The 11200-nt window shown below is 71.2% G+C and carries 13 protein-coding genes; 10 read left to right on the top strand and 3 right to left on the bottom strand.

The window, feature by feature from the left end; all coding sequences use genetic code 11:
* The 7 genes from GXW71_RS29005 to GXW71_RS28975 form a co-directional block, all read left to right on the top strand.
* Positions 1-259: hypothetical protein (locus tag GXW71_RS29005; protein ID WP_211856198.1), on the top strand; the 259-nt coding region annotated here is incomplete at its 5' end.
* 13 nt (positions 260-272) lie between these two features.
* Positions 273-527, top strand: coding sequence for a molybdopterin converting factor subunit 1 (gene moaD, locus GXW71_RS29000; protein WP_456315924.1), 255 nt, complete (start codon positions 273-275; stop codon positions 525-527).
* Position 528: 1 nt separating this feature from the next.
* The gene (locus tag GXW71_RS28995) at positions 529-990 is read left to right on the top strand and encodes a molybdenum cofactor biosynthesis protein MoaE (RefSeq protein WP_211856197.1); all 462 of its coding nucleotides are present in this window, start codon (positions 529-531) and stop codon (positions 988-990) included.
* A complete protein-coding gene (locus tag GXW71_RS28990) occupies positions 987-1346 on the top strand; it encodes a VOC family protein (RefSeq protein WP_211856196.1) in 360 nt (119 codons plus the stop codon). The genes GXW71_RS28995 and GXW71_RS28990 overlap by 4 nt, the downstream gene beginning before the upstream one ends.
* Positions 1343-2752, top strand: coding sequence for a hypothetical protein (locus GXW71_RS28985; RefSeq protein ID WP_211856195.1), 1410 nt, complete (start codon positions 1343-1345; stop codon positions 2750-2752). The genes GXW71_RS28990 and GXW71_RS28985 overlap by 4 nt, the downstream gene beginning before the upstream one ends.
* Before the next feature lie 44 nt (positions 2753-2796).
* Positions 2797-4170 carry a hypothetical protein gene (locus GXW71_RS28980; protein WP_246526985.1) on the top strand — a complete coding sequence of 458 codons (1374 nt, stop codon included), beginning with the start codon at positions 2797-2799 and terminating at the stop codon, positions 4168-4170.
* An 85-nt stretch (positions 4171-4255) separates the two neighbouring features.
* A complete protein-coding gene (locus GXW71_RS28975) occupies positions 4256-4747 on the top strand; it encodes a DUF1579 domain-containing protein (RefSeq protein WP_246526984.1) in 492 nt (163 codons plus the stop codon).
* 172 nt (positions 4748-4919) lie between these two features.
* Here GXW71_RS28975 and GXW71_RS28970 read toward each other — a convergent pair whose 3' ends face one another.
* Both GXW71_RS28970 and GXW71_RS28965 read right to left on the bottom strand, forming a co-directional pair.
* Positions 4920-5372 (bottom strand): hypothetical protein, encoded by a 453-nt coding sequence (locus GXW71_RS28970; RefSeq protein ID WP_211856194.1) that lies wholly within the window; start codon positions 5370-5372, stop codon positions 4920-4922.
* A 56-nt stretch (positions 5373-5428) separates the two neighbouring features.
* Entirely contained in the window at positions 5429-6331 is a 903-nt protein-coding gene (locus GXW71_RS28965) for a branched-chain amino acid aminotransferase (protein WP_211856193.1), read from the bottom strand.
* Positions 6332-6569: 238 nt separating this feature from the next.
* Here GXW71_RS28965 and GXW71_RS28960 point away from each other — a divergent pair, with 238 nt between their 5' ends.
* From GXW71_RS28960 to GXW71_RS28950, 3 genes are all read left to right on the top strand, one after another.
* A complete protein-coding gene (locus tag GXW71_RS28960) occupies positions 6570-7139 on the top strand; it encodes a MarR family winged helix-turn-helix transcriptional regulator (protein WP_211856202.1) in 570 nt (189 codons plus the stop codon).
* On the top strand, positions 7136-7870 hold the full coding sequence (locus GXW71_RS28955; protein ID WP_211856192.1) for a response regulator: 735 nt from the start codon (positions 7136-7138) through the stop codon (positions 7868-7870). The genes GXW71_RS28960 and GXW71_RS28955 overlap by 4 nt, the downstream gene beginning before the upstream one ends.
* A 167-nt stretch (positions 7871-8037) precedes the next feature.
* The gene (locus GXW71_RS28950) at positions 8038-9456 is read left to right on the top strand and encodes an ATP-binding protein (protein WP_211856191.1); all 1419 of its coding nucleotides are present in this window, start codon (positions 8038-8040) and stop codon (positions 9454-9456) included.
* Here the strand turns inward: GXW71_RS28950 and GXW71_RS28945 are convergent.
* Positions 9428-11146: a DUF6311 domain-containing protein gene (locus tag GXW71_RS28945; protein ID WP_211856190.1), complete on the bottom strand. Its 1719-nt coding sequence runs from the start codon at positions 11144-11146 to the stop codon at positions 9428-9430. The two genes, GXW71_RS28950 and GXW71_RS28945, sit on opposite strands and share 29 nt — an antisense overlap.
* Between the last annotated feature and the right edge of the window lie 54 nt (positions 11147-11200).

Here is an 11200-nt window from a genome sequence, read left to right as displayed (position 1 = left end):
CGCCGCGGTGGCGACCAACCCGATCCCCGGCACCCGCCGCGTCGACCCCTTCGCCCCCCCGCCGGCCGGCCCCGCCGCACGCACCGACGGGCAGGTCGTCGCGGTGCCGGGCGGCGCGCCGGTGGTGACCGGCGCCGGCAGCGGCGGCGTCACGACCTATGTCGAGCCAGGCGGCCCCGGTGGCGTCATGGTGCAGAATGGCCCGAACTCGGCGACGCTGTTCGGCGCCGATGGCAGCGTCCGGGTGGTGCCGCGCTGAAGCGCGGGGGCGCATGATGCGCATCCTCTATTTCGCCTGGCTGCGGCAGAAGACCGGCATTGCCGAGGAGACGGTGTCGCCGCCCGAGACGGTGCGCGACGTCGCTGGGCTGATCGCCTGGCTCGCGGTGCAGAGCCCGGGCCACGCCGACGCTTTTGCCCAGGCCCGCCAGGTCCGCGCCGCGGTGAACCAGGAATTCGCCCGCCCGGGCGATCCCGTGGCGCCAGGCGACGAGGTCGCCTTCTTCCCGCCGGTCACCGGAGGCTGACATGGAGCCCCGAATCCGCGTGCAGGAAGAGCCTTTCGACGCGGCGGCAGAGATGGCGGCGCTGAGCGAAGGCCGCACCGATGTCGGCGGCCTGGCCAGCTTCATCGGCCTCTGCCGCGCCGATGACGGCCTGGCGGCACTGGTGTTGGAGCACTACCCCGGCATGACCGAACGCGCGATCGGGCGCATCGTCGCCGAAGCGGTTGAGCGCTGGCCGCTCACCGGCTGCACGGTGATCCACCGGGTCGGCCGCATCCGTCCCGGGGAAGGGATCGTGCTGGTCCTGGCGGCCTCCGCCCACCGCGCCGCCGCGTTGGAAAGCTGCGGCTTCCTGATCGACTGGCTGAAGACCCGCGCACCCTTCTGGAAGCGCGAGGAATTCGCCGATGGCGACGACCGCTGGGTCGAAGCCCGCGATACCGACGATGCGGCCGCGGCGCGCTGGGACGCGCCGCGCCCATGACGCCTGAAGGCTTCGCCCGCATCGAGCTGCCCTGCCGCGACCTCGGCCGGCAACGTGACTTCTACGCGCGTGTGCTGGGCCTGAAGCCGCTCGGCAATGGCGGCATCGCCTTCGATCTCGGGGGCATCGCGCTGGTGCTCCGGGCGCGCGGCGATGCGCTGTTCCCGGAAGCCGGCGGCCCCGGCGCGCTGCTCGCCTTTGCGGTGCCGGGCGAGGAGCTCGACCGCTGGCACCGCCGCCTGCTGACGCAACGCGCCGCGGTGCTGGAGGCACCGCGTGCCATGCCGGATGGCCGCCGTGCGCTGCATTGCGCCGATGCGGAAGGCAATGTCGTGGAGCTCTTCGCGGCGGCATGACGCGGGCCGCGATCGCGATCGCCACGGGTGCGGCGATGCTGGTCTGGCCGGCCTTCCTCAACGGCTATCCGCTGCTGTTCAGCGACACCGGCGGCTTCCTGGCGCAGACGCTGGTGCCGCTGATGATCTGGGACAAGCCCTGGATCTACGGGCCGCTGCTGCACCTGTTCCACTGGCGGATCTCGCTCTGGCTGCCGCTCGCCGCGCAGGCGCTGCTGGTCTCCCACCTGCTGTGGCTGACCGGGCGCGTGCTGTTGGGCGCGCGGCCCTGGTGGCATCTGGCGGTCTGCGCGGCTGCGTCGGCGCTCACCACCGCGCCCTTCACCATCGCGCTGCTGATGCCCGATGTCTTCGCGCCGCTGGTGCTGCTCTGCCTGTTCCTGCTGGGCTTCTCGACCGAGCGGTTGTCGCGGGCGGAAACGCTCTGGGTCGGGCTGGTCGCGACCCTCGGCATCGCGGCGCATCTCTCCCACCTGCCATTGGCGTTGGCGCTGGTCGTGCTCGGCGCGCTGATGGCGCGGCGGATCGCGCCGGTCGCGCGCATGGCGGCACCGCTGGCGGGTGCGGTGCTGCTGCTGCTGGCCACCAACTGGGTCGGGCATGGCCGCCTCTCGCTCTCCCCACACGGCGCCACCTTCCTGCTGGCGCGCCTGCAGGATGACGGGCCGGCAGCGCGCACCATCCAGGCGGAATGCCCGGCGCGCGGCTGGTATCTCTGCGCCTTCGCCGGCCGGCTGCCGATGGACAGCGATGACTTCCTCTGGCCGCCCGACAGCCCCGTGAACCGCGACGCCGAAGGCCGCGCCCGCTTCCTCGGCGGCGCCCTGCTCTCCCCCGAGGCGCGGGAGATCGTCGCCGAGACGCTGCGGCGCGAGCCGGGCGCGGTCGCGGCGGCGATGGCGCGCAACGCGGTGCAGCAGCTCTTCATGGCCGAGGCCGGCGACACGCTGGTGCCGGACCATCTGGAAGCGGCGGTCGGCAACCGCATCCGCGACTATTTCCCGGCGACCGAACGCGCCCGCTTCGATGCCGCCTTGCAGACACAGGGCGCTCTGCCAGCGGCCGTCGTCCCCTTCCTGCTGCCGCACCTTCCGGTGCTGCTGCTCGGCCTGCCGCTCTGCCTGTTCGGCTTCTGGCGCGCGGCGCGGACCGGGGATCTGCGGGCCTTCGCCTTCCTGCTGCTGGTGCTGGCCGGCGTTTCGGCCAATGCGCTGGCGACCGGCGCACTGTCCAAGCCGCACCACCGCTACGAAGCCCGCATCCTCTGGCTGCTGCCGCTGGCGGGCGCGATGGCGGTGGCCGCTTCCCGAGGAGGGCTCCGCCCTCGCCGGACCCCACCCGCCAGGAGCATGGATGCTCCTGGACCTGCATCACGTGGTGCCATGCCTGGGAAGGAGGGTCTTTGACCCTCCTTCCCAGGCATGGCTCGAAGAATGGTGGGGTCCGGGGCATGGCCCCATGCCCTGGCAGGGTGGGTCCGGGAGGGGCAGAGCTCCTCCCGGGAACCGCCCTTGCCATCCTCGCCGGCGCGCTGCTGCTGGCCTGGCCCGCCTTTCTCAATGGCTATCCCTTGGTCTTCATCGACACGGTGTCCTACCTGGCGCAGACGATCGTGCCGGAGATGCCCTGGGACAAGGCGCCGGCCTATGGGCCTTTCCTGCACGCCTTCCATTGGCGGATGACGCTCTGGGGCTCGCTCGCGGCGCAGGTGGCGCTGCTGTCCTGGATGCTGTGGCTGACGCAGCGGGGGGCGCGCGGCGGGGTGACGCCCGCCGCGCATCTGCTGCTCTGCGCGGCGATGGTGGCGCTGACCTCGCTCCCCTGGTTCGCGGCAACGCTGATGCCGGATGTGCTCTCCGGCGTGGCCGCGCTGGCGGTGTTCCTGCTCGGCTGCGCGCGGCCGCGGCTGTCGCGCATCGAAGCCGTGGCGGTGCTGCTGGTGGGCGTCTTCGCGGTGGCGGCGCATCTGTCGCACCTGATCATCGCCGCGGCCGTGGTCGCGCTGGTGGTGGTGCTGGAACGGCGCGTGGGTTCGGCGCTGCGGGCCGCGGCGGCGCCGGCGCTCGCCATCCTGGTGCTGCTGGGGGCGAACCTGGCGGGGCATGGGAGGGCGGTGCTGTCGCCGAACGGTGCGATCTTCCTGCTGGCGCGGCTGCAAGCGGACGGGCCGGCGGCGGCGACCCTCCGCGAACGCTGCCCCGATGCGGGCTGGTATCTCTGCGCCTTCGCCGACCGGCTGCCGATGGACAGCGACGAATTCCTCTGGGATCCGGCGAGTCCGGTCTCGCGCGATGCCGATGGCCATCCGCGCTTCATGGGCAGCGTCGCGCTGGTGCCGGAGGCCCAGGCAATCATCGCTGCGACCCTGGCCGACCGGCCCTTCGCGGTGCTGCGCGCGATGGCCGGCAACGCCCTGGCGCAGCTCGCGCTGCCGCAGGTCGGGGATACTCTGCCGGACACGCATCTCGCGCTCAGCGCCCGGCGCATGGTGCGGGATGGCTTTCCGCCGCGCGAGCTCGCGGCTTTCGATGCCGGGCTGCAGATGCGCGGGCTGCTGCCGGAGGTCGCCGCGCCCTTCCTGCGGCCGCATCTGCCGGTGCTCATTGCCGCGGTCCCGCTGGCCCTGCTCGGCCTTGCGCGCGGCGGGCGGGAGCAGCGGGCGCTGGTGCTGGCGGCTTTGGTCGCGATCGGCGCCAATGCCGCCGCGACCGGGGCCTTGTCGAAGCCGCATCATCGCTATGAGGCGCGGATCATCTGGCTGCTGCCGCTGGCCGCCATGCTGGCCCTGGCGCCCCGGCGCGGACGTGATCCCGGCCTGGCTTGACGCGCGCCCCGGTCGAATCCGAGGCTCCCGGCGGGCGCCGGGCCGCCGCGAGGCGGAAGCAGCCCGCAACAAGTAAGGAAGGGAGATGGGCGCGATGAAAGCCGAGCCGCAGGATGAACACCGCTGGCTGCAGCAGCTGGTCGGGCGCTGGACCTTCGAGAGCGAGGCCCAGATGGGCCCCGGTCAGCCGCCGATAAAGAGCAGCGGCAAGGAGACGGTCCGCTCCATCGGCGGGCTCTGGGTCATCGCCGATGGCGAGGGGACGATGCCGGATGGCAATCCCGCGACCATGATCATGACGCTGGGCTACGACCCGAAGAAGGGCCGCTTCGTCGGCACCTGGCTCGGCTCCATGATGACGCTGATGTGGGTCTATGACGGCTTCCTCGATGCCGGTCGCAAGGTGCTCACGCTGGAAGCGGAGGGCCCGAGCTTCACCGATGAGAGCAAGACGGCGAAGTACCGCGACATCATCACCCTGGAGAGCACCGACCACCGCATCCTGACCTCGCGCGTACTGGGCGAGGACGGCACTTGGACCGAATTCATGACGGCGCATTACCGCCGCATCGGCTGAACTCAAGCGAAACCAAGCGGCCGCAGGCCGCCATCAGTTCCTGCGGAGCGAGCGCAGCGATGCTCCGGGGCCGCGAACGCGGCCCCGCGCGCGACCAACCGCTGCCGCCAGTGCGCACCCGACAGCGCGCAAGCCAAGCCGGCGGATGCCGGCGCCGGCGCCTGAGGACAGATCAATGCGCCTCGACTGGCGACAGCCGGTCGACGGCGCGTAATACGGTCTGCGCGAAGCGCCAGATGGAGGAGAGCCCGATGAACAGCTCGGTCGGGCTGCCGACATCGCCGATCTGCAGATGGAAGCCGTTGGTGTGCACGGTAATGCCGATGCGCATCGTCTCGGTGATCGCGTTCTGCGCGCGCGCCTGGTAGACGCTGTCCACCAGGCGCCGCCCGAATTCGCGCGCATCATCGAGCGACAGCACCATGATGCGGGGCGAGGCGCGGCTTTCGTTGAAGGCGAAGGCCGCGTCGAAGGCGATGCCGCCTTCGACAGCGGAGAGCGTCACCCGCGTCACGCCCTTGCCCGCCGGATACAGCACCGCGCGCTCATCCAGATCCACCGCGAGCGACATCTCGGCCGGGGTCTGCAGGGGCCGCGGGCGCTCGGGCATCGGGATGGTGATCATGCGGGACCTCTCATCGCGGGTGCGGGCAAAGCTTGCGCCCGCACCCGATGATGGGATCAGGCGGCGGCTTTGGCCACCTCGTCCGGCGGCAGTTGCACCAGCGCCTCGTAGTCGGTCATCAACGTGCGCGTGATCTCACCGGGGGTATAGACTTGCCCGGCGATCTCGCGCACCGGCGTCACCTCGGCGGCGGTGCCGCAAAGGAAGACCTCGGTGGCGCGCGCCAGGTCGCTCTCCGGCACGGTGCGCTCGATGACCTTGAGCTGGCGCTTGCGCGCGAGGCCCATCACGGTGCGGCGGGTGATGCCGTCGAGGAAGTTCTCGGGCGTCGGGGTGTGGATCTCGCCGTCGATGACCAGGAAGATGTTGGCGCCGGTCGCTTCCGCCACGTCGCCCTTCCAGTCCAGCATCAGCGCGTCGTCATAGCCCTGGTCCATGGCGGCATGCTTCGAGAGCGTGCCGATCATGTAGAGCCCCGCCGCCTTGGAGGCGGTCGGCGCCGTCGTCGGATGCGGGCGGCGCCAGGGCGCCATCGCCAGACGCACACCGGTCATCCGCTGTTCGACACCGAAATAGGCGCCCCATTCCCAGGCGGCGATCGCCATGTGGACCTTGGTGTTCTTGGCGGCGACGCCCATCTCCTCCGGGCCGCGCCAGGCGATTGGCCGCACATAAGCATCGGTCAGGCCGTTCCTCGTCAGCGTCTCGCGGCAGGCCGCGTCGATCTCCTCCACCGACCAGGGGATCGCGAAGCCGAGGATGCGGGCGGAGGCGATGAGCCGCTCGGAATGCTCGCGGAGCTTGAAGATATGGCCGCTATAGGCGCGCTCCCCCTCGAAGACGCCGGAGGCGTAGTGCAGCCCATGGGTCAGGACGTGCAGCTTCGCGTCGCGCCAGGGGACGAAAGCGCCGTCCAGCCAGATCCAGCCATCGCGGTCGTCGAAGGGCACCAGGGCCATGGAGGCAATCCTTCCTGTGGGTTCGTCGCTATACTCTCGGCCGAGTTTGGAGTCCCGCGAAGGCCCGCACTGTGCGCCGCACAAGAGGGCTTTCGCAAAACTCTGGAAACCAGCCAGGGGGCGCAATTTCCTTTCGTCCTTGGCCCTGAGATTAAAATTGGTGGGCATTTGTGTCAACGATGCTGACCCATAAGCGCGGCGGGGCTGCCATGCACCCGACCGGGGAGAGAGCATGGGAATGAACGCCGAGGCCGACACCGCGGCCCTGCGGCGCGGCGCCGCCGAACCGCAGGGCGCCGCCCCCGTGGCGGGCCGCAACCTCCTGTTCCTGCGCGAGGAGGAGCTGCGCCTCGCCCAGGACCTGCTGTTCTTCGGCTATCGGGATTTCACCGCGGTCGCCGACCAGCTCCTGGTCGAACTGAACATGGGCCGTGCGCACCACCGCGTCCTGCATTTCGTCGGCCGCCGGCCGGGCATCACGGTGGGCGATTTGCTGGCGATCCTCTCGATCACCAAGCAATCGCTCGGCCGCGTGCTGCAGCCGCTGGTCGAGGATGGCTATGTCGTGCAGACGCCCGGCGCCAGCGACCGCCGCCAGCGCCTGCTGGCGCTGACCGACAAGGGTGCCGCGCTGGAGCGCCGCCTGTTCGAGCGCCAGCGGGAGACCATCATGCGCGCCTATCGCGAGGCGGGCCCGACCGCGGTGGAGGGCTTCCGCCGCGTCATGCGCGGGTTGATGGGCAACGAGGCGCGCGACCTGCTGAAGCTGCTGGAGGATGAACCGCAGGATGGAGGACGCCGGCGATGAGCCAAGTGGCGAGCGAGGCAGGGACGGCCACGGCCGATGCGCCGCATGTGCTGGTGGTGGATGATGATGCGCGGTTGCGCGCGCTGTTGCAGCGCTTCCTGACCGAGCAGGGCTTCCGCGTCTCGGCGGCCAGCGATGCGGCGGCGGCGCGCCAGGCGCTGTCCTCCATGGAGTTCGACCTGCTGGTGCTCGACGTGATGATGCCGGGCGAATCCGGCCTCGACCTGACCGACAGCCTGCGCCGGGCGGGCAAGGACGTGCCGATCCTCATGCTGACCGCGCGCGGCGCGCCCGATGACCGCATCGCGGGCTTCGAGAGCGGGGTGGACGACTACCTGCCGAAGCCCTTCGATCCGCGCGAGCTGGCGCTCCGCATCCGCACCATCCTGAAGCGTGCGGCGATGCCGGCGCCGGCACCCGCGGCCGCGGTGCATTCGGTGCAGATCGGCCTGCACTGGTTCGACCTCGATCGCGTCGAGCTGCGCGGGCCGGAGGGGCCGGTCCGCCTGACCGGCGGCGAGGCGGCGCTGCTGCTGGCCCTGTCGCGCAAGGCCGGCGAGGTGCTGAGCCGAGAGGAGATCGCGGAGGCCCTCGGCACGCCGGAGGCGGGCGAGCGCGCGATCGACGTGCAGGTGACGCGGCTCCGCCGCAAGATCGAGCCTGACCCGCGCGAGCCGCGCTTCCTGCAGACCGTACGCCACCGCGGCTACGTGCTGCGGCCCGGAAACTAGGAGCCCGTTTGGGAATGGCTGTGGGGCGCTCTGGCGGTCCTTTTCCGCCCCTGCCGCCCCGGCTTCCTCGCCGATGCAACCAGCATCGGCTGCGTCAGCCGAGACGACAGGAACGAAAAATGCCTCGCCAGACCGCCTCCACACCATTCCCAAACGGGCTCTGACCGATGTCCGCATTCGATGACGAGCTGCGGGTGCCGGTGGCGGAAGCCTCCAAGCCCGTCGGCCGGAAGCGGGTGCGCCGCCCGATCGCGCCGCTGGCCTGGATGCGGCGGTACCTGGCGCCGCGCGGGCTGCTCGGGCGCGCGCTGCTCATCATCCTGCTGCCGCTGGTGATCCTGCAGGCGATCGCGCTGCAGCTTTTCTACGGCAACCATCTCGACGTCATCTCGCGCCGCCTCGCGGGCGGGCTCGCCGGCGATATCGGCATGGTCGCCGAGCTGGTCTCCCGCCGTCCGGACCCGGAGGAACAGGCCCGCATCTTCCGCGACGCCGCCTGGCGGCTGGAGCTCGGCCTCGCCTTCGAACCGGGGGCGCGGATGGAGCGACCGCAGTCGCGCCCCGCCTCACTGCCGCTGCTGCCGCTCGAGGAGGATCTGACGACCGCGCTGCGCGAACGCGTGGCACTGCCCTTCGACACCGACTGGCAGACCGATCCGCGCAGCGTCATCATCCGCGTGCAACTGCCGCAGGGCGTCCTGCATGTGGAGGCGCCGCGCAAGCGCGTCTTCACCGGCACGCTCTATCTCTTCGTCATCTGGCTGGTCGGGGCGTCGTTGCTGCTGTTCGGCGTCGCGGCGCTGTTCATGAAGAACCAGGTGCGCGCCATCCGCCGCCTGGCAGGCGCGGCCGAAGCCTTCGGCATGGGCCGCGACCTCGGCCCGATCAAGCCGGAAGGCGCGCTGGAGGTGCGGCAGGCGGCTTCCGCCTTCAACCGCATGCAGGAGCGCATCCGCCGCTTCGTGGCCCAGCGCACGGAGATGCTGGCAGGCATCAGCCACGACCTGCGCACGCCGCTGACCCGCATGCGCCTGGCGCTGGCGATGCTGCCCTATGAAGCGCATGAGGATGCCGCCGCCCTGACCCAGGACGTGGAGGAGATGGAGCGGATGATCGCCGCCTACCTCGCCTTCGCACGCGGAGAGGGACAGGAGCAGCCGCAGGAGACCGACCTGGTCGCGCTGGTCGAGGACGTGGCAGCGCGGGCCCGGCGCCAGGGCACGCCGGTCGAGGTCACCGCCCCCCCGGCGCTGCCGATGCCGCTCCGCGCCGACGCGCTGCGCCGCTGCCTTGGCAACCTGCTCGATAATGCGCGGCGACATGCGCAGCGCATCGCGGTCAGCGTCGAGCAGGCGCCGCGCGCGGAAGGCGGCGGCTGGGCGATGGTGATCGTCGACGATGACGGTCCGGGCATCGATCCCGGCCAGCGGGAGGAGGCCTTCCGCCCCTTCGCCAGCTTCTCGGCGGGCGGCACCGGGCTCGGCCTCGCCATCGCGCGCGACATCGCGCGGGCGCATGGCGGGGACATCCTGCTGGAGGACAGCCCCATGGGTGGCCTCAGGGCGCGGGTTCGGCTGCCGCTGTAAACGGACGCCGCCAGCCGGGGGCGAGGACCAAGGTGCCGTCGATTTCAGCCAATAGATCGCGTTCCGGATCATGGGACGCGCGCACTGCGCCTAGCACCGAAGGCTGCAGGATGTAGAGCGTGTCGGGCGCGAAATCGCCGCGCGCGACCCGCCGCCTCGCCTCCGCCCGCGCCGCCTCCCGGGCGCCGCGATCGACGCGCGCCAGGTAGACCATGTCGGTCGCCATGCCATGCCGCTGCGCCAGCAGCATCACATCCCGCCAACGCGGATGGTCGGGCTGGCCGTTCGGCGGCAGCTCCCGGAGCACGCGGTAGCGGATGCCGGCCGCATCCCAGAAGGGATCAGTCAGGGCGGTCGGCCAGGCGGCCTGGGGTTGCGCGAAGAACATCCGGTTGGACAGCCATCCCGGCGCTGTGTCGGCGATCTGCAGGGCCGCGGCCAGAAACAGGATCCTGTGCGAGATGGCGTAGTGCCACCGCCGGTGGACCAGCACCATCGCCGCGATCACCACGGCATAGACTGCGGGCCATGCGAAGCGCGCGGAAGCGCGGAGCGCATCGAAAGCCGGCCGCAGCGCATCCGGGATGGGCAGCACGGCCAGAGGGTGACCAGCGATGCTGACATGGTTCGACCAGGACAGCACGAGCAGCGCCAGGAGCCCGAGGCCGAGCGCCCAGTGCCGCCGCGCGCCGCCCAGCAGGGCCGGGCGGGTCGTCACCGCGACCGTGGCGGCCGCCAGCAGAAGCAATCCGCCCAGCCCGACGAAATTTGCCCCCGCTTCCGACTGGTCGGGCAGGAGCCGCGGCGCCAGCAGGAAGGACCAGCCGGGCAGCGGCAGGACCGGTCCCAGCAGATCCATCCCGTAATGACCGAAGCCGTCGCCGAAGGCGATGCCGCCCGGCATCAGGGCGAAGCCGCCGAAGGCCAGCGCCGCGGCGGTGAGCGCGAGGATGGCGATGGCTTCCACCGCCAGGCGAGCCGGCCGGATCGTGGCCGGCCGATCGGTCGCGCGCACGAAGAGGTCCGCGGCCCAGAGGGTGGCCGCCATGGCGAGGAAATAGGCGTGGATCAGGCTGGCCGCCGGCAGCAGCAGCGCCCAGGGCCAGGCGTGCCGCCGCGCATCCCGCGTCCGCGTCGCGATGAGCAGCGCCGCGAGGACGACCCATTGCCCGACCAGCGCCAGATGCAGTCCGATGCGCCACAGGAAAAAGGGCGCAAAGAGCAGCAGGAGGCAGCCGAAGGCGCGCGATGCGGCGGGTTGGATCCAGCGCCCGAGAAGCTGCCAGGCGAGCACCGCCTGCAGGAGGAAACACGCCAGCACCCAAAGACCGAAATACTGGTTGATCGGCACCACGCGGTGCAGCGCCTTGAAGGCGAAGGCCAGCAGGGGGATGGGGTCGGAGAAGAAGATGGAACTGGAGAGTTCCAGGCCATAGGCGGGGTTACGCGAAGGCGGCCAGGCCCAGGGCTGATCGCGGAAGAACAGCCAGCCGAGCCAGTGCATGCCGTGGTCGGGATTGCCGGAGAGCCACAGGTCATGGGCGGGCCAGAGCGGCTTGAGGCCGAACGCCGCCAGGCAGGCAGCCATGCCCAGCAGCAGCGGCAGCCAGCCGTGGTCGCGCAACCAGCCTCGGATGACCCCGCCCTCCGTCCCGGCCGGTCGCGCGGCCTGACCGGCGCCGGCCCTCATGGGACCGGGATCATCCCATCCGCATGGTTGACCAGAGGTTGCCGTCGGCGGGCG

The sequence above is a fragment of the Plastoroseomonas hellenica genome (genome assembly GCF_018129085.1).
In the GTDB taxonomy this organism is placed as follows: domain Bacteria; phylum Pseudomonadota; class Alphaproteobacteria; order Acetobacterales; family Acetobacteraceae; genus Plastoroseomonas; species Plastoroseomonas hellenica.
This window is presented reverse-complemented; position numbering and strand designations above follow the sequence as displayed.

Bases quoted from the DNA above. Each gene is read 5' to 3' on its own strand.
- GXW71_RS28980 (WP_246526985.1), top strand. From the start codon at position 2,797: ATGGCCCCATGCCCTGGCAGGGTGGGTCCGGGAGGGGCAGAGCTCCTC.
- GXW71_RS28995 (WP_211856197.1), top strand. From the start codon at position 529: ATGGAGCCCCGAATCCGCGTGCAGGAAGAGCCTTTCGACGCGGCGGCA.
- GXW71_RS28970 (WP_211856194.1), bottom strand. From the start codon at position 5,372: ATGATCACCATCCCGATGCCCGAGCGCCCGCGGCCCCTGCAGACCCCG.
- GXW71_RS28955 (WP_211856192.1), top strand. From the start codon at position 7,136: ATGAGCCAAGTGGCGAGCGAGGCAGGGACGGCCACGGCCGATGCGCCG.
- GXW71_RS28950 (WP_211856191.1), top strand. From the start codon at position 8,038: ATGTCCGCATTCGATGACGAGCTGCGGGTGCCGGTGGCGGAAGCCTCC.
- GXW71_RS28945 (WP_211856190.1), bottom strand. From the start codon at position 11,146: ATGAGGGCCGGCGCCGGTCAGGCCGCGCGACCGGCCGGGACGGAGGGC.
- GXW71_RS28990 (WP_211856196.1), top strand. From the start codon at position 987: ATGACGCCTGAAGGCTTCGCCCGCATCGAGCTGCCCTGCCGCGACCTC.
- GXW71_RS28965 (WP_211856193.1), bottom strand. From the start codon at position 6,331: ATGGCCCTGGTGCCCTTCGACGACCGCGATGGCTGGATCTGGCTGGAC.
- GXW71_RS28975 (WP_246526984.1), top strand. From the start codon at position 4,256: ATGGGCGCGATGAAAGCCGAGCCGCAGGATGAACACCGCTGGCTGCAG.
- GXW71_RS28985 (WP_211856195.1), top strand. From the start codon at position 1,343: ATGACGCGGGCCGCGATCGCGATCGCCACGGGTGCGGCGATGCTGGTC.
- moaD (WP_456315924.1), top strand. From the start codon at position 273: ATGATGCGCATCCTCTATTTCGCCTGGCTGCGGCAGAAGACCGGCATT.
- GXW71_RS28960 (WP_211856202.1), top strand. From the start codon at position 6,570: ATGAACGCCGAGGCCGACACCGCGGCCCTGCGGCGCGGCGCCGCCGAA.